Source organism: Micromonospora sp. ABR4_055, assembly GCF_056160425.1.
Genome location: NZ_JBSWXD010000112.1, coordinates 1 through 22,456, shown reverse-complemented (window position 1 = coordinate 22,456; position 22,456 = coordinate 1). Strand labels below are relative to the sequence as shown.

Here is a 22,456-nt window from a genome sequence, read left to right as displayed (position 1 = left end):
TGGGGGGAGGGGAGGGGGTTAAGGGTGGAGGTGAGAAGGTGGGAGGGAGGGACAGGGGTGTGGATCGAGGAAAAAAGCCCCACAAAGCCAAACCCCTCCCCCGCGAGAACCCCCCCCTCCCCCGCGTCGTAGACCGATCGTGGGTAGTGCCAGCCGGTGGGTCAGCGCCGGTCGACGTTGCTGGCGGTGTCCTCCTGGTACGTGGCGCCGCCGTCCGACTCGCTGGTCAACGGCTTGGCACCGCCCTCCGGTGGCCCGGCGACCGAGTGGTGTCCGGCGGCCAGCTCCGGGAACTTGAGGTCGAACGCCGGCCGCTCAGAGCGAATCCGGGGCATCCGGTCGAAGTTGCGTAGCGGCGGCGGGCAGCTGGTCGCCCACTCCAGCGAGTTCCCGTGCCCCCACGGGTCGTCGACCTCGACCAGCGGTCCGGTCTTGTACGACTTCCACACGTTGTACAGGAACGGCAGGGTGGAGATGCCGGTGACGAACGAGCCGACCGTGGAGATCATGTTCAGCGTGGTCCAGCCGTCGATCGCCTGGTAGTCGGCGTACCGGCGGGGGAAGCCTTCGGCACCGAGCCAGTGCTGCACCAGGAAGGTGGTGTGGAAGCCGACGAAGGTCAGCCAGAAGTGCACCCGGCCCAGCCGCTCGTCGAGCATCCGTCCGGTGAACTTCGGGAACCAGAAATAGATGCCGGCGAACACCGCGAACACGATCGTGCCGAACAGCACGTAGTGGAAGTGGGCGACGACGAAGTACGAGTCCGAGACGTGAAAGTCAATCGGCGGGCTGGCCAGCAGCACACCCGACAACCCGCCGAAGAGGAAGGTGACCAGGAAGCCGATCGACCAGAGCATCGGCGTCTCGAAGCTGATCTGCCCCCGCCACAGGGTACCGATCCAGTTGAAGAACTTCATGCCGGTCGGCACGGCGATCAGGAAGCTCAGGAAACTGAAGAAGGGCAGCAGCACCGCGCCGGTGGCGAACATGTGGTGCGCCCAGACGCTCATCGACAGCGCGGCGATCGCGATCGTCGCGGCCACCAGGCCCTTGTAGCCGAAGATCGGCTTGCGGGCGAAGACCGGGATGATCTCGCTGATGATACCGAAGAACGGCAGCGCGACGATGTACACCTCGGGGTGGCCGAAGAACCAGAAGAGGTGCTGCCACAGCAGTGGCCCACCGGTCTCCGGCGCGTACACGTGGGCACCGAGCATCCGGTCGGCGGCGAGCGCGAACAGCGCGGCGGCCAGCAGCGGGAAGACCATGATCACCAGGAGGCTGGTGACCAGGATGTTCCAGGTGAAGATCGGCATCCGGAACATGGTCATGCCCGGCGCGCGCAGGGTCAGGATCGTGGTGATCATGTTGACCGCGCCGAGGATGGTACCCAGACCGGAGATCGCCAGTCCGACGATCCACATGTTGGCGCCGACGCCCGGGGAGTGTTCGACGCTGCTCAGCGGGGTGTACGCGAACCAGCCGAAGTCGGCGGCGCCGCCCGGGGTGAGGAAGCCACCCATCGCCAAGGTGCCACCGAACAGGTACAGCCAGTAGGCGAAGCTGTTCAGCCGGGGAAAGGAAACGTCCGGCGCACCGATCTGGATCGGCGTAACGTAGTTGGCGAAGGCGAACACGATCGGCGTCGCGAAGAACAACAGCATGATCGTGCCGTGCATGGTGAACAGCTGGTTGTACTGCTCCGGGGAGAGGAACTGCATCCCCGGCTGGGCCAGCTCCGCACGCATGATCAGGGCCATCAGGCCACCGATCATGAAGAACGCGAAGGCGGTGATCATGTACATGATCCCGATCTGCTTCGCGTCGGTCGTGCGCAGCAGCCGCGCCATGGCCGAGCCGCGGACCGGCCTGCGGACCGGGAAGGGCCGGCTGGCGATCGGCTTCGGTGCGACGGTGGTCACGAATGGCCTCCGGTTCTCGTCAATCCCACGGCGCCCGGGTTGATGATCCGCTGGCCGTGCCTCGCAGGCAGGATAGTCCCCGTTCACCGCCGGTCCGCACGCCGGGTGCCCGGACGGCTGCGGGCCGCCGGGCGGTTCACACCGGGTCGAGTCACACCGGGTCGAGTCACACCGGGTCGACGAGCAACCGGTAGTGCTCCTGGAAGATCGTGCCGCCCTTGGCGCGCAGCACCGGGTCGCGCAGGGCCGGGGCGACGTCGCGGGTCCGGTCCCGGTCCCGGGTCCGGTCCAGGACCCACTGGGTACGCGGCCGACGCCGGCTCTCGTACCTGGCGAGCGCCTCGACGACCGACGGCGCGGCACGCAGCTCCTCGGCCAGGACCAGCGCGTCCTCGAACGCCATCGCCGCCCCTTGGGACAGCGTCGGCGCGGTCGCGTGGGCGGCGTCCCCGACGAGCACCACGTTGCCCCGGGACCAGCCGCTCAGCTCCACCTCGTCGGTGACGGCCACCTGCACCTTCTCCACCGCGTCGAGGACCGCTCGCACCGGCCCACCGTAGTCGCCGAGGAGCTGGCGGAGCCGGACCAACGGGTCGGCGGGCGGGGCGGAGCCGGCCGGCAACGGCTCGTCGGCGTAGAGGTAGACCCGGCCGTAGCCCATCGGGGCGAGCGCGATGCCGGACCGTTGCCCGAGCAGTGCCGTCCACTCGGTGATCTCCGGACCGCCACTGACCACGCTGCGATAGGCGATCTGGCCGACCGGGTGCGGCGCGCCGCCGATCTCGGCGAGTCGACGGACCGCAGACCGGCGCCCGTCCGCGCCGACGATCAGGTCGTACTCGGCGTAGGAGCCATCACCGAAGGCGACCTTGGTGGTCTCGTCACCGACCTCCACGTCGCACACCTCGGTGTGGTACCGCACCTCCCCGCCGGCGCCGGTGAGCAGCACCTGGTGCAGGTCCGCGCGGGGCAGCGCCCGGCACTGCCCGACCCCCTGCCACAGCTGTTCCAGATCGACCGAGCACAGCTCGGCTCCGGTGGCGTCGAGGAATCGCTGCCGCCGGATCACCGCGCCGAGCGGACGCAACGGATTGTCCAGCCCGAGCTCACGCAGCGCGCGGATGGCATTGCCGGGTAGGAAGATCCCGGCACCGGCGACGACAGTCGGTGCCAGCTTCTCCACCAGCTCGGGCCGAATGCCGGCCAGCCGCAGTGCTCGGGCGACGGCCAGCCCGGCGACGCTGGCACCGACGATGAGCACGCGCACGGGTGGTTGAGCCATGGTCCGCGCCGCCTCCGGGGGAATAGACACTCATTGAAGCCAAGAGACTACTGCCAGCAACGCTGCCCGCGGTAGGCCCATCCCACCCTGTTCGCTCCACGCGAATGCCACCCGCCACGGCGCCAGGCAACATCCATTGGTGGAAATCTTAACGGCTTACCGGTGCCGGCGGGACCCTCAGCGCTGCACCCTTGCCCCACCGCCACCGGCGAGCGCCGCCACCTCTTTGAGGCTGGCCGTCGAGGTGTCTCCGGGGGTGGTCATCGCCAGCGCTCCGTGCGCGGCACCGTACTCCACCGCGACCGCCAGGTCGCCCAGCTCCAACAGGCCGTAGACCAGGCCGGACGCGAAGCTGTCGCCGCCGCCGACCCGGTCCAGGATCTCCAGGCCCGGCCGGTGGGTGGCGGACACGAAACCGGTCGGTGCCGACCAGGCGACCGCACCCCAGTCGTTCACCGTCGCGGAACGCACCGTACGCAGCGTCGTCGCCACCACCTTGAAGTTCGGGTACGCCCCAGTCACCTCGGTGATCATCCGCTGGAAGTTGGCGACCTCCAGTTCGGTGAGGCGCTCGTCGGTGTCCGGTACGGCGAACCCGAGACTCGCGGTGAAGTCCTCCTCGTTGCCGATCATGACGTCGACGTAGCCGGCCAGCCGCCGGTTGACCTCCTGCGCCCGGGACTGTCCACCGACCGCCTTCCAGAGACTGGGCCGGTAGTTCAGGTCGTAGGAGATGATCGTGCCGTGCCGGCGGGCGGCCGTCATCGCCGCCTCGATCGTGTCCGGTGTGGTCTGCGACAGGGCCGCGTAGATGCCGCCGGTGTGCAGCCAACGCACGCCGAGGGTGCCGAACAGGTGGTCCCAGTCGACGTCGTCGGGGCGTAGCTGGCTGGCCGCGCTGTTGCCCCGGTCGGAGGTGCCGACCGCGCCGCGCACCCCGAAGCCGCGCTCGGTGAAGTTGAGCCCGTTGCGGACGGTCCGGCCGATCCCGTCGTACGGCAGCCAGCGCACGTACGCGGTGTCGACGCCGCCCTGCAGCACCAGATCCTCCAGCAGGCGACCGACCTCGTTGTCGGCGAACGCGGTGACAACTGCGGTACGCAGGCCGAAGCAGCGGCGCAGGCCCCGCGCGACGTTGTACTCGCCACCACCTTCCCAGGCCCGGAAGCTGCGGGCGGTGCGCACCCGTCCCTCCCCCGGATCCAGCCGCAGCATGACCTCGCCGAGCGAGACAAGGTCGTAGCGGCACTCGGTGGCCGGCCGGGGGTGCAGCGGGGCACGGTCGGCGGGGTGCTGTTCGGCCATCTCACGACTCCTCAGTCAAAGGTCGGACCGGTCCTGGTCGAGGTCGGGCGGGTCAGTCGGCGGCGCGGGCGGCGGCGACCGCGGCGGCGGTCAACCGGGTCACCTCGGCCCAGTCGCCGGCGTCGAGTAGGCGGGGGGCGACCATCCAGGTGCCGCCGACGGCGAGGACCGCCGGGTGGGCCAGGTAGTCCGCGACGTTGCCGGGGCTCACCCCGCCGGTCGGGATGAACCGCACCGACCTGAACGGCGCGGCGAGCGCCGAGACCATGCCCACCCCGCCGAGCTGTTCGGCCGGGAAGAACTTGACCGTGTCCAGCCCGGCGTCGAGGGCCATCTGAATCTCGGTGGCGCTGGACACCCCGGGGAAAACCGGCAGGTCGAGCTCCTGGCAGCGACGGACGACGGCGGGTCCGAAGCCAGGGCTTACCACGAATCGGGCACCGGCGTCGACGGCCCGGTCCACCTGCTCGACGGTGAGTACGGTGCCGGCGCCGACCAGCATGCCGGGGTGCCCGGCCATCGCCGCGATGGCGTCCGCCGCCGCCGGGGTGCGGAAGGTCACTTCGGCGGTACGCAGTCCGCCGGCGAGCAGCGCTTCGGCCAGTGGCGCGGCGCCGGCCGGATCAGCCAGGACGACCACCGGAAGAATCCGCCCCGCGCCAATCACCGAGACGACGTCGCCGCCGTGGTGCGCGCCCCGGCCGGCCTCGCGACCGGCCGACTCACGTTCAGCATCATGAACATCGGTCACGTACGTGACCATACTCGGCGGTACATCGCTGTCAACCGGGTGCGACGCTGGTTAGAGTGACCGCCATGGCGGCGCAGGAGGGTTTCCAGCCGGTGAAGTCCGCCGGCCGGACGTTGGAGGTGCTGGAGGCGCTGGCCGCCACCCCTGACCGCCGGTCCCTCGGCGAACTGACACGGGTCCTGCAGATCCCGAAGAGCAGCCTGCACGGAATTCTGCGCACGATGATGCACCGTGGCTGGGTGGAGACCGATCCCACCGGCACCCGGTTCGGCCTCGGCGTACGGGCGCTGCAGGTGGGCGCGGCGTACCTGGCCGCCGACAACGCGGTCAGCCTGCTGGACGGCGTGCTCGACGCGCTGGCCGGGCAGTTCGGTGAGACCGTCCATCTCGGCCGGCTGGACGGCCCGCACGTGGTCTACCTGGCCAAGCGCGAGTCGGTGCACCCGCTGCGGCTGTACAGCGCGATCGGCCGACACTTGCCGGCGCACGCCACCGCACTGGGCAAGGCGCTGCTCGCCGAACATCCGGACGACGTCGTCGACCAACTGCTGAGCTGGCCGTTGCGCCGGATGACCCGGCGAACCATCACCGACCCGGCCACCCTGCACGCCGCGCTGGCCGAGGTCCGCGCCCAGGGCTGGGCCGTCGACCGGGAGGAGAACGCTGAGGGGATCGTCTGCCTGGCGATGGCGATGCCACTGCGGGGGCAGGTCCCCGACGCGATCAGCCTGTCCGTCCCAGCGACCCGGATCGACGCCGCCGGCGAGGCCCGGATGGTCGAGGCACTGCGGGCCGCCGCCGACCAGGTGGCCGCCGCCCGCGGGCTGATCTCCCGCTGATTCTTTTCATACATGTCGATGTGATCTACCATCATGGGAGCGCTCCCGCGACGTTGGTTCCTACCCGCCGTCTCCACGGACACAAGGAGAACCATGCGACGTCCGATCCGCGCCGCCGCCGCAGCCGTCCTGCTGCTCACCGGCGGCCTCGTCACCGTGGTCGCCGCCACACCAGCCCAGGCCGACACGCGAATCTGCGAACAATACGGCAGCACCACCATTCAGGGCCGCTACGTGGTGCAGAACAACCGCTGGGGCACCACCGCCGAACAGTGCATCAACGTGACCGACACCGGCTTCTCGGTGACCTCGCAGCAGGGCAGCTCGCCGACCAATGGCGCGCCGGTGTCGTACCCGTCGATTTTCTACGGCTGCCATTACACCAACTGCTCTCCCGGCACCAACCTGCCGATCCAGGTCAGCCGGATCAGCAACGCGCCGACCAGCATCAACTACCGGTACGTCGGTAACGGGACGTACAACGCCTCGTACGACATCTGGCTCGACCCGACCCCGCGCACCAACGGCGTCAGCCAGATGGAGATCATGATCTGGTTCCACCGGCAGGGCTCCATCCAGCCGATCGGCTCGCCGGTCGGCAACGCCACCGTCGCCGGCCGCAACTGGCAGGTCTGGACCGGCAGCAACGGTTCCAACAACGTGGTGTCCTACCTGGCCCCGTCGTCGATCACCAGTTGGAGCTTCAACGTGCTCGACTTCATCGCCGACGTCCGGGCCCGAGGGCAAATCACCAACTCCTGGTACCTGACCAGCGTCCAGGCCGGCTTCGAGCCGTGGAACGGCGGCGTCGGCCTCGGGGTGAACTCCTTTTCCGGTTCGGTCTCCACCGGCGGCGCCCCGCCGACCACCGCCCCGCCGACCACCGCCCCGCCGACCAGTCAGCCGCCCGGTGGTGGCGGGTGCCGGGTCAGCTACACGGCGAACACCTGGAACAACGGCTACACCGCCGACGTACGCGTCACCAACACCGGTGGTGGCACCATCAACGGTTGGACGTTGGCCTACCAGCTGCCGGCCGGGCAGACGGTCGGCAACTCGTGGAACGCCACCGTCACCCAGAGCGGATCGTCGGTGACCGCCCGGAACGTGGGCTGGAACGGCACGCTGGCGCCGGGGGCGACCACCTCGTTCGGTTACCAGGCCAGCTACAGCGGCAACTACTCCTCACCGAGCAGCTTCGCCCTCAACGGCACCACCTGCACCACCGGCTGATCCGCGAACGCCGGGGCCAGCCTCGGCGGGGGGTGAGGCCCCCTCCGCGGCCGGCCCGCACCGCCCGGGGTGTCGTGGTCTCAGTCGCGCAGGGCGTCGACTGTGGCCATCTCCTCGGCGGAGAGGGTGAAGCCGAAGACGTCGGCGTTGCCGCGGATCCGCTCCGGAGTGACCGACTTGGGAATCACCACGATGCCGTGCTGGATGTGCCAGCGCAGCACCACCTGGGCGGCGCTCACCCGGTGGGCCGCGGCGACCCGCACCAGCACCGGGTCGTCGAGGTCGGTGTTCTTGAACGGGCTGTACCCCTCCAGCACCACCCCGCGGTCACGGTGCTCGGCCACCGTACGCGGATCGTGCATCGCCGGCGCCCACGGCACCTGGTTGACCGCCGGCACCACCCCGGTCCGCTCGGTCAGCTCGTCGATCTGGTCGAGGCCGTAGTTGGAGACACCGATCGCCCGCACCGCACCGGTGTCCCGGTGGGCGACGAACTCGCGCCAGGTCGGCACGCCGGCACCGCCGGCCGGAGGCCAGTGGATCAGCCACAGGTCGACGTACTCGGTGCCCAGCGCGGCCAGGCTCACGGCCAGCGTCTCCGCCTCCCGCCCGACCCGATCGGGTGGCAGCTTGGTGGTGACGAAGATCTCGTCCCGGGCGATTCCGCTGTCCTTGATCGCCCGGCCGACCTCGGCCTCGTTGCCGTACATCGTGGCGGTGTCGACGTGCCGGTAGCCGGCGTCCAATGCCGCTCGGACCGCCCGGTACCCGGCGTCGCCCGACGCCTGCCAGGTGCCGAACCCGAGCAGCGGCATCCCGATCCCGGACGGCAAGGTTGCCACAGGTTGCTCACCATGCGTTGCCATCCTCCCCGCCTACCCCCTTCAACCTGCACGTATTCCTTGACCGGACGACTCATCGTCCGGTAGCCGACAGACCCTACCGCCGTCTGCGACAAGGGCACATGCTGTTCACCGCGCGTACATTCGTCGTTACCACCCCACCGCTGGCGGTGGTTTCTGCCTGGCCGACGGCCCGGCGGGAGATTGACCAGGACGGAAGAATGAGCAGTATCAGCACCGCCCACACGGCCATCGCGAGCATCCCGGTCACGGACCGGCTACCGGCCGAACAACTCACCGAACGCACGCCCGCCGACCTGTGGCACATGGCCAGAGCCGTGCTCGACGCCAACTGGTCGCGCAACCACACCGTGCCGTCGCGCACCCTCTACCCGCACCAGTGGAGCTGGGACGCGGCGTTCATCGCGATCGGCCTGGCCCGGATCGACCCCGATCGGGCCTGGCACGACCTGCGCAGCCTGTTCCTGGCGCAGTGGCCGGACGGACGGGTCCCGCACATCGTCTTCGACCCGGACGTCGCCGAACGCGACTACTTCCCCGGACCGGGATTCTGGCAGGTACCGCTGCGCCGCCCCGGGCACCCGGACGGCACCGGCATCGTCCAGCCGCCCGCCCACGCCGTCGCCATCTGGGAGATCTACCAACGGGCACCGGGGCCGCAGGCGGAAGCCGAGCTGCGTTGGTTCTACCCACGGCTGGTCGCCGCTCAGGACTACCTGTCGAGCAGTCGCGACGTCGGCGGGGACGGGTTGGCCAGCATCGTGCACCCCTGGGAGTCCGGCCTGGACAACAGCCCGGCCTGGGATGCGGCGCTGTCCGCCGTACCGGCCGACCTCGGCGTGCTCGTCGGGCGGCAGCGGCATGACAACCGGGTGGCCGCAGCGTCCCACCGGCCGACCGATGAGGACTACGCCCGGTTCGTCGCGCTGGCACTGGCGTACCGCGACGGCGGCTACCGGGACGACGAGCTGGCCGCCCGACACGACTTCGTGGTCGAGTGTCCGACCTTCAACGCGTTGCTGGCCGCCGCCGAACACGCGCTCGCCCGGATCGCCGCCGTGGTCGGCGCAGATCCAGCGGTCCACCTGGACCGCGCCGCGCGGATCACCCGGGCCGTCGACGACCAACTGTGGGATCCGCGGACCGGCATGTACCACGCCCGGGACGTCCGGACCGGACGGCTCAGCCCGGCACGCTGCGTGAGCGGACTGGTCCCGCTGATCCTGCCCGGCCTACCGCCCGACCGGGTCGCGGCGCTCGTGGCTACGGCCGAGTCGCACCGGTTCGGGCTGTCAGCGTCGATGCCGGTGACCAGCTACGACCGGGCCGCCGTCGACTTCGACCCGGTGCGGTACTGGCGCGGACCGGTGTGGATCAATATCAACTGGCTGCTCCGTCGGGGACTTCGTGAGCATGGCCATCTGGATCAGGCCGAAACTCTGCGTGACGCGATGCTGGAACTGGTTCGCCGGTCCGGTTACTACGAGTATTTCCACCCGGAGACCGGCGACGGGGTCGGCTCGGCGGCATTCAGCTGGACCGCAGCGCTGGTGCTCGATCTGCTGGGCGAAGGCGAGGCTCCGCCGGTCGGCGGTCCGATCGATTAGCAGTTACCCGATAGTAGGGGAGCCGCGTCGACCAACGCCGATCCGACAGTCTGCCCGATACCAATACCCATTCGGCTGACCACCCGCAGATGCCGTTGATTACGACATAAGCTGCATATAAGACAGAAAACGGTTACTGATCAACAGATTCTCACTGTTCGTAGCCACCTTCTCACGGTGGGTCGAGTCGACCGTACGGTGCGCAACTGGCGTCCTCACGGATGGTTCCGGCCCGCCGGCAGGACATCTATCTTTCCCTGCCGGTGGGCCGCACGAACGACGCGATCCTGCGCACTCGACGCTGTCCGCCGTTTTTGCTGCTACCGCCAGAGGGGTGGGCGATGCAACCCGCACACGATGCCGCACGGCGACCCGGACAGGACGCCGTAGGCCGAAAGCGATGGCTCGACGGGGCGTTGCTCCGATCAGTCATCACCGTATTGATGCTCGTGCCGATCTGTGTGCTGTTCACCCAGTTGTGGCGCGGCACCTCGGCGGACATCGCCTTCGCCGAACGCGAACGCGAGGGTGTGGCGTATCTCGGCGCGCTCAACGAGTTGACCGTGGCCCTGGTCGACGCGCAGTCAGCTGCCGTCGCCGGTCAGCCGGTCAACGACGAGGCGCTGCTTCGGGCCCTCGATGCGGTCACCGAGGTCGACCAGCGGATCGGCGCGTCGCTACGAGCCCAGCAACGGTGGGCGACGCTGCGCTCCGCCGTGGAATCCCTGTCGGGTCGGCAGTTCAGCCGGCCGACCGAAGCCTTCGACGCGTACCGCCAGGCCACCGACCTGCTGCTGGCCCAGTACGACAGGATCCGGGAGAGCTCGAACCTGACGCGTGACCCGGAAGGCGACGCCTACCACCTGCAGGACGGCGCGGCCGAAGAGTTGCCGGAGGCGATCGTCGCCACCGGACGCTTCGCGGATCTCGCGGTGCTGCTGCCGACCCGACCGGCGCAGGACCGGCCACTGGCGTTGGTCGAACTGATCAGCGCGGTCGGCGACGTGCTCTCCCCCGCAGGCGACCTGGCCGACAACGTCCAGGCCGCGGTGGAGAGCACCGACAGCCGGACGATGAGCAGCAACCTGCTCACCCAGGTCGACCGGTTCCGGCGCAGCATGGACACCATTGCCGCGGCCGCCGCCGCGCTGAAACCCGCGGATGTCGTCTCGGGCGACGGGTCCGCCGGGCCGGGCGGCGGGGCAGCGCTGCCCGACCTGGATCCCCTCGTCGGGCTCCGGGTCGATGCCCAGGTGGCGGCGGCCGAACTCACCGGCACCATGCTGGCCGAGCTGGACAATCTGATCACCGACCGGATCAGCACCCTGCAACGCAGCCAGTGGGTCTCGGTCGGCGCCCTGGTGGTGGCCTTCGCTCTGGCCGTAGCCCCGATGGTCATCGCCTACCTCGTTCAGCCCGGTCGCCCCGGTGCCGGCAGTGGCGGCCATGTCGGGGTCGGCCAGCCGTTGGAACCGGTTGAGCCCGGTCCCGACACGGCGGACCAGCCGACCCGCTGGCCGAAACTCGACCCGACGGCGCACGGCGGCGCCCCCGCCGGCACCGCCGACCCGGGCACCGGACGATGGGGGCCGACCGTTGCTGCTCGATAGGCTCCGGATCCGGGGAAAACTGGCCCTGCTGGTCATGATCCCGCTGATCGCGGTCGCTGCCCTGGCGGTGCCGATCGTGATCGACCGCGCCGCGCTGGCCGGCCGAGCCGCCGACACGGTCCGCACCGTGCAGACCGGCGGCCAGATCGGCTCGCTCGCCCAGGACCTGCAGCAGGAGCGTCTGCTGGCGATCGGCTACCTGCTGGACAGCGTGGATCGGTCCCGACTGGTGTTGCAGGAGGCGGCCGTCACCGACCGGGTCGCCGACCTCCGGGCGGAGCTGGGTGACCACCTCGGCACCGAACTGGCCGCAGCGGTCGACGCTGTCGACGACCTCGCTGAGGTCCGGTCCGCGGTACGCGACCGCACGGCAACCAGCGATCAGGTGATGACCACGTACGGCGATCTCATCGAGCGGTTGATCGATGGATTGAAGCTGGTCGACTCGGCCGACGTCGCCACCCCTGAGGGACGCCAGATCGTAGCGTTGGACGCCGCGCTGCGGCTGGATGCCGCGATCAGCGCCGGAGCGACTCACATGCTGCTGGTGGTCGGATCCCGCGATCCGCAGTCCGCCACCCGGTACGCGATGAGCCTGGTCGCCGCGCAGGAGAACGCCGCCCGGTTCAGCCGATTCGCCACCGCCGATCAGGTGGCCCTCTACAGCCTGGTCGAGGAGGCACTCGACCAGCGGCTCGGCAGCGGGTTCACCGCCACCTCCCAGGCCGGCGCGCAGGACGGCTTCACAGTCGACCCGACCCAAGCGTTGGCCGGCCTGTCCGTAACCACGTTGTTCCCGGCCCTGGAATCGCTGATCGCCCTCGGCCGGTTCGTCGAACGCAAGATCGTCATCGACGTCACAGTCGACGTGACCCGACGGCAGGAACAGATCCTGTTCATCGCGTACAGCGTGGTGGCTGGTGCGCTGCTGGTCCTGCTGGCGGTCGTCGCGTTGAGTCTGTACGTGGCCCGGTCGGTCGCCCAGCCGCTGGCCAGGCTCACCTCCTCGGCCGACCGTGTCGCCCGGATCGCCGAGGCGGAGCTGGTACGGGTGGCCGATGACGAGTCGGAACGCCCCGACCCGGTGCGCCTCGACCCGGTCGAGGTTTCCGCCACCGACGAGATCGGCGATCTGGCCCGCGCCTTCGAACGGGTACAGCAGACCGCCGCCCGGCTCGTCGAACGACAGGTGTCGAGCCGACGCAACGTGGCGCAGATGTTCGGCCACGTCGGACGGCGGACCCAGAACCTGGTGAGCCGCCAGTTGGCGATCATCGACCGGCTGGAGCGGGAGGAGACCGACCCGCGCCGGCTGCAGCATCTCTACCGGCTCGACCACGTCTCCAGCCGGCTGCGGCGCAACGCCGGCAGCCTGGTGGTGCTCTCCGGGGCGACCGGCGCCGAGGAGCACATGGCCCCGCTGCCGGTCTCCGACGTCATCCGGCTCGCTCTCGGCGAGATCGAGGAGTACACCCGGGTCGACGTGCAGGCACCGGCCGGGTACGCCCTGCAGCCGTCGGTCATCGCCGACCTGGTGCTGCTGCTGGCCGAGCTGATGGAGAACGGCACCGTCTTCTCCCCACCGCACACCCGGGTGACCGTGGCCGCCGGACCGCTCGACGACGGCCTGCGGGTCAGCGTCATCGACCGTGGGCTCGGGCTGTCCCCGGCACGACTGGCCGAGGAGAACGCCCGGCTGACCCGACGGGAACGGCTCGACCTGGTACCGACCGAGGTCCTCGGCCTGTTCGTGGTCGGCCGACTCGCCCGCCGGCATGCGATGGCCGTCGAGTTGACCGCAACGCCGGGCGGCGGGGTCACGGTGACGGTCGACCTGGGACCGGACCTGATCGTGCCGGCCACCGGCGCCCCTGGACGGGCCGTGGCCACCGGTCCCACCGGCCGGCCACCAGCGGTCGCGCCCACCATCGCGCCGCTGCCCGGCACGGTCCCCGCCAACGCCGTGCTGATTGGCACCGCACCGGGCGGTCCGCCCGGAGACGGTCCGTCCGGAGACAGGCCGACGGCCGTGACGCCGGCGGCCCCCGGCGGACCCCGTCTGGAACGGACCGTCGCCCGGGCCAGCGTCCGCACCGGCGTGCCGGACGGCTCCGGCGCTGGCTTCGACTCGTCGGCGGTGCAGCGGGCCACCCGGTCGCTCGGCACCGGAACCCCGTGGAACGCGTTCGGCACCGCAGCGGCCGGGGCCGGTGCCCCGGCCGCCGGCTCCGACACCACTGCGGCCGGCACGGGTACGCCAGCGACCGGCACGCCGGCCGAACCGGCCAGGGCACCGGATCAGCCGGCGGCAGCCCCCACCGCCGAGCCGGTGGGACGTGGGCCGCTGCGGCAACGCGTTCCCGGTGCCCAGCACCCGGTCGGCGGCGGACCGGCGGCGCTCAGCGACGCACCGGCCGACCCGGTCGCCGCACGGGCACTGCTGGAGGAGTTCGAGGCCGGGGTACGGCGGGCGCAGCGGGAGGTGGCGCAGGACCCGACGGTCGCCAGGTCGGACCGCCTCACCCAGCGGGTGCCCGGCGCGAGCCTGCCCGACCCGCCCCCGGCCAGCGCATCCCCCGGCAAGGGCCAGCCCTGGCCGCCGGACCCGCAGCAGGCCAAGGAGTCCCTGGACGAGTTCGAGACGGGCGTTCAGCGCGCGCTCACCGAGATCACCACCACCTTCCAGCACGGCAGCAAAGGAACCAACGGATGAACAGTCCCTACACGCCGGACACCGCGGAACGCCCGACGACCCCGGCCGGCAATGGCAGCGGCTCGCTGAGCGCCGAAGCGCAGACCTTCAACTGGTTGCTGGACTCGTTCACCTCCAGCACCGCCGGTGTCCGCGAAGCCATCGCGGTCTCCTCCGACGGACTGCTGATGGCCATGTCCGCGATTCAGGACCGGGCCAATGCCGAGCGGCTGGCGGCGGTGGTGTCCGGCATGACCAGTCTGGCCGGTGGTGCGGCGAACTGGTACTCGCTCGGCACGTTGAACCGGGTGGTGGTGGACATGGCCGACGGCTACCTGCTGGTCAGTTCGATCAGCTCCGGGTCGGTGCTGGGGGTGATCGCCGACCGCTCGGCCAGCCTCGGCACGGTCGCCTACGAGATGACCCTGTTCGCCGGGCGCGCCGGTGGCCCGCTCACTCCCCGGCTGATCGCCGAGTTGAAGAACTCCGTCCAGTCGTGACCCGACCGCCGTACGGGGCGGACGAGCCGGTCGATCCGCAGCCGCGCATCCGCCCCTACCTGCGTACCCCGCCGTCGGGTGACACCCCGGCGGCGGGCGGGGGTCCGCCCGGCGTCGGCGGGTCCGACGGCGGCGTGCCGGACCGGTCGGACGGCGACGCCGCGGCGACGACGCTGCGGCCGTTCGTGCTGACCGCCGGTCGGGTAACCGGGGCGGACCCGGACATCAACCTGGAGACGCAGGTGACCGCGCGGGTTCCGGACCCCTTCGACCCCGGCCCCTCGGGATCCGGCCTCGCCCCTGAACTGCGGGCGATCATCTCGCTCGCCGCCGACCCGATCTCCGTCGCGGAACTCTCCGCCCGGCTGGGGCTGCACCTGGGGGTGACCCGGGTGCTCGTCGGCGATCTGCGCGCCTCCGCCCATCTCGACGTCCACGTACCCGACGTCGACGCCCCTGCCGATGCCGACACCATCCTGCGAGTGATCCGTGGACTACGTGCCATCTCCTGACCGGCCGACCGCCGGACCGCCCCCGACAGCCCGGCACCGCGCCCCACCCCGGACCGCGCCGATCCCGGTCAAGATCGTCGTGGCGGGTGGCTTCGGGGTGGGCAAGACCACCACCGTCGGGGCCATCTCCGAGATCGTCCCGCTGACCACCGAGGCGGAGATGACCGCCGTCTCCGTCGGGGTCGACGACCCCGGCCCAGAGTCCGGCAAGACCACCACGACCGTCGCGATGGACTTCGGCTGTGTCACGATCGACCAGAGTCTGAAGCTGTATCTGTTCGGCACCCCGGGTCAGACCCGCTTCGGGTTCATGTGGGACGACCTGGCCCGGGGGGCGTTGGGCGCACTGGTCGTGGTGGACAGCTCACGCCTGGACGACTGCTACCCCGCCGTTGACTACTTCGAACGGGCCGGGCTGCCGTTCGTGGTGGGAGTAAATACCTTCCACGGCCGCCTTGGTCATAGCATTGACGAGGTCAAGTGGGCGTTGGCGACCGGCCCGGCCGTTCCGGTCGTCGCGTACGACGCCCGCGACCGGCTGTCGGTCCGAGACGCCCTGCTGGTGGTCCTGGACCGGGCGCTGGACCGAGCGGTACGGAGTCAGCCATCCTGAGGTGGTAGCAGAGGAGGACAGATGCGTGGTGACCTGGACGACGCGCTCGCCCGGCTCGCCCGACGCGACCAGCTGCAGAAGCGGGTCAGCCAGGGCAACGACCGGACGGCGTCGGCGGCGCACGAGATCGCTGCGGCGGTCCGGCAGGTGGTGGAGCGCCACCCTGGGTTGACCGCCACGGTCCACCTCGCCCACGGCGGTCAGGCCGTGCAGCTCACCGTCGGCAACCGGGACGGCCGGGTGCAGGTGACGGTCGACGGCGGTACGCCTGCGGTCGGGCCGAACCCGCCGTCCGGCGACCCGGCGGCGCCCGGGGTGCCGACCGCCGGGCGTCCACCGGAGTGGCCGCCACGCGGACAGCCCACCCAGGACGGTCCAGCGGCCCGCCTGGCGGAGCTGATCCGACGCGATCCGTCACTGCTCAACGGGGCGACGGAGGGCTGAACCGGCCCCGCCGGCGGGTGGCCGAGGTACCCGGCGGAGGCCGCCGTCACGACGTGGGCGGCTCGTCCTGGCCGGACTCCTCCGCCGCGTCCGCCTCCTCCTTGGTGTGGTGTACCGCACCGTCGGCGTGCTCCGGCGGGCCGTAGACGGTGTAGAGCACCAGTGGATTGGGACCGGTGTTGACGAAGTTGTGTTTGGTGCCGGCCGGCACGGCGACCAGGTCCCCGGCGGCGACGGCCCGCCGCTCGCCGGCCACCAGCGCTTCGCCGACACCGCTGACGAAGGTGAGGATCTGGTCGATGTCCTCGTGGACCTCCTCGCCGATTTCGCCGTCCGGCGGAATGGTCATGATCACAAGCTGGGAATGCTCACCGGTCCAGAGCACCCGGCGGAAATCGGTGCTCTGCTCAGCGACGGTGGCGATCGTGAAGTGCTGCATACCACTCAAGGTACCCAGAACCGGCCGTCGGTACGCGTGTTGCCGTGCACACGGCCGACCACTGCGTGCGCCGAATCAGCCGGCCAGCCGGCGCGCGCTGGGTCAGCCGGCCAGTTCGACGACCGCCTCGACCAGCAGCCAGCAGCCGAACACGAAGAACAGCGCGGCCGCCCCGTACGCGATCACCCGTTCGGGAAGCCGCCTGCCGAGCAGCCGGCCCACCACGATGGCCAGTGCGTCGGCCGCGACCATGCCGAGCGTGGAGCCGAGCCAGGTGCCGAACCAGCCGTGCCGGGTGGCCAACGTGATCGTCGCCAGCATCGTCTTGTCCCCCAGCTCGGCGAGGAAGAACGCGGTGAACACGGCGATCACCGCCGTCCTGGTGGTCCGCTGCGCCCGGCGGGACTCCTCGTCGGTGAGGGTGTCGCCGCGCAGCGTCCAGAAGCCGAACCCGATGAACGCCAGCGCGGCGGCCAGCGCGATCCAGCCGGTGGGCAGGGCCACACCGAGGCCGTACCCGAGGGCGACCGACACCAGGTGCACGACGGCGGTGGCAGCAGTGATACCGACCAGCACCGGCCAGGTCCTGAATCGGGTGGCGAAGGTCAACGCCATCAGCTGTGACTTGTCGCCCAGCTCGGCTACGAAGATCACGCCGAAGCTGATCGCGGTCGCGGCAAGGAAGCCGTCCATGGTGCCTCTCATCCGGTCGGGGCCGGATCGTGGCACGCGGACCTCGACCCGGCTGCTGAAGCCTGGGTCGAAGGTCTCGCCCACCCGACGTACCGCCGGGTCGCCGCAGCCGGGTGCGCAGCACCAGTGTGTCGACCGCGATGTTGGGAGCTACTCCCCTTCGCAGTCGCCGAGTCTAGCCGCTCCAGCAGCGACGATCGCAGTTGGTGACCGAACACACGGGGGCGGGTCCACCAACGCGACCAGTTTCCGTTACGTTCACCCCTGTCCGTGGCGTACCGCGCACATCGCCCAGGGTGGACGTGACGGCGGCACTCACGGACACTGTCCCGGAACTTCCAGGACGATCAATCGCCGGACTGCTGTGGTGAGGGCGGGAACATGACCGAGCCGATCATGGTGGTCGATGTCGGCACCTCGGGCACCCGGGTGGCGCTGGTCGTCGCCGACCAGACGACCCTGGTCAAGGAGCCGGCCAGCGGGGCGACCAGCTGGCCGTCGTCGGTGTGTCTGGCGGACGAGGGATTCCTGGTCGGCACCCCGTCCGAGGTACGTAAACGGGCCATGCCGCGGCGGTACATCGACGGGCCACGCCGGGCCGTCGACGCCCAGGCCGCCATGTGGCTGGAGCACCGTGAGGTCACCGGCGCCGAGGCGCTCACCGTGTACCTCACCGTGGTCGCCAACGAGACCCGCCAACTGTACGGGGGCCAGATCGACCGGCTGACCCTGTCCGTGCCGGCGGACTACCTGCCCGGCGACCCCCGCCGGGACACGATGCTCGCCATCGGTGAGGCCGCCGGGTTCCGCGACGTGGAGCTGATCGACAGCGCGGTGGCGGCGGCGCTGGACCCGACGACCGGCGACAACCTGCCGGCCGGCGCTCTGGTGCTGGTCTGCGACCTTGGCGCGACCTGGACCGTCGCGCTGGTGCAGGTGTACGGCAGCCACACCGTCCAACTCGCTCAGCAGACCAGCCCTGCCGGGCAGGAACTCGACGCGCTGCTCATCAACGACCTGCGCACCGAGGGGCGGGCCTGGCTGGAGCCGATGCTCGCCGCACCCGGTGACGCCGGGCTGCGCGCCTACCACGAGGCGATCGACTTCGCCCGCCGACTCAAACACCAACTGGTCGACGCCGACGAGGTGGTCGATCACCTCACCCCGCTCACGCCGCCGTACCGGCTGACCCGGGCCTGGCTGGACGCGTTCGCCGAACCGGCGCTGCGCTGGCTGGTGGAGGGCGCCGCAGGTGTGCTGGGCGCGGTCGGCGCCGCACCGGCCGACCTGGCCGCAGTGGTCGTCGCTGGCGGCAACGCCTACCTGCCGGCGGTCCACACCACGTTGCGGTCCGGCCTCGGCATCATCGACGCCGGGTCGCCGGGGCCGCTGCGCTGCGGCTCGGACCCGGAGTGGGTGGTGCTGCGCGGCGCGGCCCGGTTCGCGGCCGGCGCCAGCGGCCGCACCGTCACCGCCGAGCCGCAGCGGTGGCGCACCGAGCCGACCTCGTGGGAGATCCCGGGCGGTCGGGCCCGGCTGCTGCGCTGGTGCGTACCGCCGGGCGAGCCCTACCCGGCCGGGGCGGTGCTCGCCCACGTCCGTACCCCCGACGAGCGGGTCTTCGAGCTCACCGCCGCCCAGCACGGCCGGCAGTTGGGCCAGCAGGCGTACCCGGGCGACCTGGTCGGCCCGGTCCTGGTGGTGGCTACCGCGAAGGACGCGGTGGCCCTGCAGCGCCAGCCGCCACCCCGGCGGCGGCACCTGGAGTCCACCGGTAGCTGGCTGCTCACCCCGGACCGCGAGCATCTGGTGGAGTGCGACCCGGCGGCCCGGCTGGTCCGGCTCCGGGCGATCGCAGACGACACGGTCCGCGCCGAGTTCCGTCCGGAGCACACCGCCGGCGCGCAGCCGACCGGCCGGGTGTTCGTCGACCCGGATGGCCGGCTGGCGGTGGTGGCCTGGGCCACGGATGGGTTCATCTCGGTGTGGGACATCGAGACCGGCAAGATCAGCGCCCGGTTCCACGACCCGGGCGGGCCGCACCGGGTGCTGATCGACGAGATCGGGTGGCGGGCGGCGGCCGAAGGCCGGGCGAAAGCCGTGGGCCGGTCTCGGCGTACCGCGACGACCCTGTGGGATCTGCGTACCGGCACCCACATCGACCGCATCGTCGACGACCGGTGGGAGCAGCGGATGCCGGAGTTCGCCGACCACAGCCGGCGGGAAGGGTTCGGCACGGCTGCGGTCAGCGCCGACGGGCAACTACGGGCCGTGGTCGCCGACGCGCTCGACGGCATCGCCGCAGTGGTCCTGCAGGACACCTCGACCGGACAGGAGCTGTTCCGGGTGCTGGGCGGCACCGGGCAACGGGTCCGGGTCGGGTTCAGCGCCGACAGCCGGCACCTGCTGGCCAACTGGGAGTCCAACGAGCGGAGCCTGATCGATGTCTGGGATGTCTGACCAGCCCGTCCTGGTGGTCGACTTCGGCACCTCCTCCTCCGCCGCGATGGTGGTCACCGGTGAGACCGGTCAGCTGGTGCCGGACCCGGTCACCGGTGCGCCGACCTGGCCGTCCGCCGTGCACTGGGACGGTCAGAGCATGATCGTCGGCGCGCTGGCCGAGCGGCGGAAGCGGTCCGAGCCGACGGCGTACGCCGCCGAGTTCAAACGCGGCATGGCCGCCGACGTGCCGATGATGCTCGGCGACCGCCGGTTCCGGCCGATCGAGCAGGTCGCGGCGGTGCTGACCGCGCTACGGGTGGAGGCCGAGCGGCGGTACGGCGCGCCGGTGCACCGGACGGTGGTGACGGTCCCGGCGTCGTACGACCCGGACGACCCGCGCCGCGCACAGATGATCGCCGCAGCCGAAGCGGCCGGTCTCGGCCCGGTCGAGCTGTTGCCGGAGCCGGTTGCGGCCGCGTTCGCCCCGGTCGCCGGCCCACCGCCGGTCCCCGGCGAGCTGGTGCTGGTCTACGACCTGGGCGGGGGCACCTTCGACACCGCGTTGGTGCGCATCGACGAACGCTGGCACGAGGTGCTCGGACACGCGGCGATCGACGACTGCGGCGGCCGGGACATCGACTCGCTGTTGGCCGGCAGGATCCACGCCGACGGGCAGCAGTGGCTGGCACCGCTGCTGGCGAGCGCGGCCGCCAGCCAGTCCGCACCGGCCACCCTGCGGCTCGGCATGGCGGTCACCGACTTCGCGAACCGGATCAAGCATCAGCTCAGCGACACTCCGGCGGTGGAGGACTTCCTGCTGCCGGACACTCCGGCGTACCGGCTGACCCGGGCGGACCTGGCGCAGCTGGTGGCTCCGCTGCTGGACCGGACGATCGCCTGCTGCCGGCAGATGCTGGCCGCTGTAGGGGTGCCACCGGCCAGCATCGGATCGGTGCTGCTGGTCGGCGGCGGGGCCCGGATGCCAGCCGTGGCCCAGGCGGTGCACGACGCCTTCCAGCGCCCGCTGCGTCAGGTGGAGCAGCCGGAACTGGCGACCGTGCACGGTGCCGCCCGATGGTTGCCGCGCAGCGGCCCGCGGACCATCCGGGCGTCGACGGAGACCACCGGAATGGTTCCGCTGTCGTTCGGCATCCCGGGCGGGTCCGCGCGGCTGCACCGCTGGCTGGTGGTGCCGGGTCAGCCGTATCCGGCGGGCACCCCGCTGGCCCGGGTCCGGCTGCCCGGCGGCGCGCTGTGGGACCTGGTGGCCGCGACACCGGGCACGCTCGACCGGCTGCTGGTGCCGCCCAGCGCCGAGGTCGCCAGCCACCAGTGGCTGGCGCTGGCCACCGGCTGAGGCGACGGGTCAGCGGGCGGTGATCAGCCGGAACAGGGTGAGCCACTGCTCCGGCCAGTGGCAGGCCAGCCGGCGAGGATCGCTCAGGCAACCGGTCTTCCAGCCGGGACGTCGATGATGCGCTGCTCGACCCGGGCGGTGTCGGCGGCGGCCAGGACGGCCACCACCTGCCGGCCGAACCGGACGTCGCAGGGGTGTCCCGGTGACCCGGCGGTGACCTGCCCGAGCAGCGCGTCGATGGCCGAGTGGAACGCCTGCCCGGTGGTCACGTCCCGGTGCGGCACCGGCACGATCCCGGGCTCGCCGAAGAACGTGACGTCGAAGGTCTTCGCCGCCACCGGGCCGTCCAGGTTGAGCGACAGCGTGCTGGTGGCCCCGCCGGTGTGTTGCAGTAGCAGGTGCACCCCGCCGGCCGGGCCGGGCATCGCGGCGACCCGGGCGACCGGGCCCAGCACCGGCAGCACCACCGACAGCGCGTGCGGGCCGATGTCCCACAGCCCGCCGTAGGTGCGCCGCCAGGGCGAGGCACCGTACGGGTTCCCGGGCTCGGAGATCGCCGCGAACAGCGCTCCCCGGGCACCGTGCCAGGCACCGTCGGCCGGGCGGGCCAGAAAGTCGATCATGGACGGGTTGAACCGGCTGGTGAAGAAGATCACCGACGCGACGTCCCGCCGGTCGACCGCCGCGACGACCCGGTCGGCGTCCGGCAGGGTCAACGCCAACGGCTTGTCCAGCAGCAGATGCCGGCCGGCGTCGGCGGCACGGACCGCGATCTCGGCCTGTACGTCGGGCGGCAGAGCGACGGCGACCGCGTCGACGTCGGCGAGCAACGCGTCCACATCCTGGTACGGTGCGACGCCGTACCGCTGCGCCAGCGCCGTGGCCTTCGCCCGGTCCCGCCCCCAGACGCCGACCAGTTCCGCGTCGGGGTGCGCGGCCAGCCCGGCCGCGTGGGTCTCGGCCGCCCAGTGCCCGGTGCCGAACAGACCAAACCGCAATGCCATTGCCACGTTTCCCTCCGTCGACCGGTGTTCAGTGTGACCGCTCAGCCCGGTCGGCGACGTAGCGGGCCTCCTCGGCGTCAACGGCGGCGGCCGCCGCCTCCTCGGCCAGCGCGGCGGCGCTCAGTTCGGCAACGTACGCCGCCTCTGCGGCACGCCGCGCGGCGGCGGCGACCACGTCGTACTCCCGGCGGGCGGCCTGGTCGCGGACGCGGTGCCGGTCGACGGCGCGGTCGGCCCGGTCCCCCGCCGTCGGGTCCGGGGGGGGGGAGGAAGGGAACACACACAACCAACCCCACCACCTCCCCCCCCTCTCTTCCTCCCCCCCCCCCCCCCCCCCAAACCCTACCC

The 22,456-nt window shown here is 71.3% G+C and carries 20 protein-coding genes; 11 read left to right on the top strand and 9 right to left on the bottom strand.

From position 1 onward, the window contains the following. Positions 1–161: 161 nt before the first annotated feature. The 4 genes from ctaD to eda form a co-directional block, all read right to left on the bottom strand. The gene (gene ctaD, locus ACXAHD_RS22720) at positions 162–1,922 is read right to left on the bottom strand and encodes an aa3-type cytochrome oxidase subunit I (protein WP_281553583.1); all 1,761 of its coding nucleotides are present in this window, start codon (positions 1,920–1,922) and stop codon (positions 162–164) included. Positions 1,923–2,088: 166 nt separating this feature from the next. Further along, positions 2,089–3,204 (bottom strand): FAD-dependent monooxygenase, encoded by a 1,116-nt coding sequence (locus tag ACXAHD_RS22715; protein ID WP_281553582.1) that lies wholly within the window; start codon positions 3,202–3,204, stop codon positions 2,089–2,091. A gap of 177 nt (positions 3,205–3,381) precedes the next feature. Next, positions 3,382–4,509: a sugar kinase gene (locus ACXAHD_RS22710; protein ID WP_281553581.1), complete on the bottom strand. Its 1,128-nt coding sequence runs from the start codon at positions 4,507–4,509 to the stop codon at positions 3,382–3,384. A 52-nt stretch (positions 4,510–4,561) separates the two neighbouring features. After that, positions 4,562–5,260 (bottom strand): bifunctional 4-hydroxy-2-oxoglutarate aldolase/2-dehydro-3-deoxy-phosphogluconate aldolase, encoded by a 699-nt coding sequence (gene eda, locus ACXAHD_RS22705; protein ID WP_475053012.1) that lies wholly within the window; start codon positions 5,258–5,260, stop codon positions 4,562–4,564. A 65-nt stretch (positions 5,261–5,325) separates the two neighbouring features. Here eda and ACXAHD_RS22700 point away from each other — a divergent pair, with 65 nt between their 5' ends. Together ACXAHD_RS22700 and ACXAHD_RS22695 are read left to right on the top strand one after the other, a co-directional pair. Beyond that, a complete protein-coding gene (locus ACXAHD_RS22700) occupies positions 5,326–6,099 on the top strand; it encodes an IclR family transcriptional regulator (protein ID WP_475053010.1) in 774 nt (257 codons plus the stop codon). Between the two features lie 93 nt (positions 6,100–6,192). Next, complete coding sequence (locus ACXAHD_RS22695) at positions 6,193–7,332, top strand: glycoside hydrolase family 12 protein (RefSeq protein WP_289212309.1); 1,140 nt, start codon at positions 6,193–6,195, stop codon at positions 7,330–7,332. An 80-nt stretch (positions 7,333–7,412) separates the two neighbouring features. Here ACXAHD_RS22695 and ACXAHD_RS22690 read toward each other — a convergent pair whose 3' ends face one another. Continuing rightward, entirely contained in the window at positions 7,413–8,147 is a 735-nt protein-coding gene (locus ACXAHD_RS22690) for an aldo/keto reductase (protein ID WP_281555465.1), read from the bottom strand. A gap of 248 nt (positions 8,148–8,395) precedes the next feature. Between ACXAHD_RS22690 and ACXAHD_RS22685 the strand changes: the two genes are divergently transcribed. The 7 genes from ACXAHD_RS22685 to ACXAHD_RS22655 all read left to right on the top strand — a co-directional run bounded on the left by ACXAHD_RS22685 (position 8,396) and on the right by ACXAHD_RS22655 (position 16,173). Further along, positions 8,396–9,802 (top strand): MGH1-like glycoside hydrolase domain-containing protein, encoded by a 1,407-nt coding sequence (locus ACXAHD_RS22685; RefSeq protein ID WP_348650106.1) that lies wholly within the window; start codon positions 8,396–8,398, stop codon positions 9,800–9,802. Between the two features lie 443 nt (positions 9,803–10,245). Further along, positions 10,246–11,412 (top strand): hypothetical protein, encoded by a 1,167-nt coding sequence (locus ACXAHD_RS22680; protein ID WP_281553577.1) that lies wholly within the window; start codon positions 10,246–10,248, stop codon positions 11,410–11,412. Then, positions 11,399–14,125: a nitrate- and nitrite sensing domain-containing protein gene (locus ACXAHD_RS22675; protein ID WP_281553576.1), complete on the top strand. Its 2,727-nt coding sequence runs from the start codon at positions 11,399–11,401 to the stop codon at positions 14,123–14,125. Before ACXAHD_RS22680 ends, ACXAHD_RS22675 begins: the two co-directional genes overlap by 14 nt. Further along, entirely contained in the window at positions 14,122–14,604 is a 483-nt protein-coding gene (locus ACXAHD_RS22670; protein ID WP_281553575.1) for a roadblock/LC7 domain-containing protein, read from the top strand. Before ACXAHD_RS22675 ends, ACXAHD_RS22670 begins: the two co-directional genes overlap by 4 nt. Next, complete coding sequence (locus ACXAHD_RS22665) at positions 14,601–15,116, top strand: DUF742 domain-containing protein (RefSeq protein WP_281553574.1); 516 nt, start codon at positions 14,601–14,603, stop codon at positions 15,114–15,116. The genes ACXAHD_RS22670 and ACXAHD_RS22665 overlap by 4 nt, the downstream gene beginning before the upstream one ends. Next, on the top strand, positions 15,094–15,729 hold the full coding sequence (locus ACXAHD_RS22660) for a GTP-binding protein (RefSeq protein WP_475053005.1): 636 nt from the start codon (positions 15,094–15,096) through the stop codon (positions 15,727–15,729). The genes ACXAHD_RS22665 and ACXAHD_RS22660 overlap by 23 nt, the downstream gene beginning before the upstream one ends. A 21-nt stretch (positions 15,730–15,750) precedes the next feature. Next, entirely contained in the window at positions 15,751–16,173 is a 423-nt protein-coding gene (locus ACXAHD_RS22655; RefSeq protein WP_281553573.1) for a hypothetical protein, read from the top strand. Positions 16,174–16,219: 46 nt separating this feature from the next. On the opposite strand, the gene ACXAHD_RS22650 is transcribed toward ACXAHD_RS22655, so the two are convergent. Then, complete coding sequence (locus tag ACXAHD_RS22650; RefSeq protein ID WP_281553572.1) at positions 16,220–16,612, bottom strand: cupin domain-containing protein; 393 nt, start codon at positions 16,610–16,612, stop codon at positions 16,220–16,222. Positions 16,613–16,714: 102 nt separating this feature from the next. After that, complete coding sequence (locus tag ACXAHD_RS22645; RefSeq protein WP_281555462.1) at positions 16,715–17,305, bottom strand: TMEM165/GDT1 family protein; 591 nt, start codon at positions 17,303–17,305, stop codon at positions 16,715–16,717. Between the two features lie 381 nt (positions 17,306–17,686). Between ACXAHD_RS22645 and ACXAHD_RS22640 the strand changes: the two genes are divergently transcribed. Further along, on the top strand, positions 17,687–19,765 hold the full coding sequence (locus tag ACXAHD_RS22640) for an Hsp70 family protein (RefSeq protein WP_475053001.1): 2,079 nt from the start codon (positions 17,687–17,689) through the stop codon (positions 19,763–19,765). Further along, positions 19,758–21,104, top strand: coding sequence for an Hsp70 family protein (locus tag ACXAHD_RS22635; protein ID WP_281553570.1), 1,347 nt, complete (start codon positions 19,758–19,760; stop codon positions 21,102–21,104). The genes ACXAHD_RS22640 and ACXAHD_RS22635 overlap by 8 nt, the downstream gene beginning before the upstream one ends. An 83-nt stretch (positions 21,105–21,187) precedes the next feature. Here ACXAHD_RS22635 and ACXAHD_RS22630 read toward each other — a convergent pair whose 3' ends face one another. Together ACXAHD_RS22630 and ACXAHD_RS22625 are read right to left on the bottom strand one after the other, a co-directional pair. Continuing rightward, on the bottom strand, positions 21,188–22,108 hold the full coding sequence (locus ACXAHD_RS22630; protein ID WP_475052998.1) for a Gfo/Idh/MocA family protein: 921 nt from the start codon (positions 22,106–22,108) through the stop codon (positions 21,188–21,190). A 28-nt stretch (positions 22,109–22,136) separates the two neighbouring features. Beyond that, on the bottom strand, positions 22,137–22,456 hold a 320-nt coding region (locus tag ACXAHD_RS22625; protein WP_475052995.1), incomplete at its 5' end, for a hypothetical protein.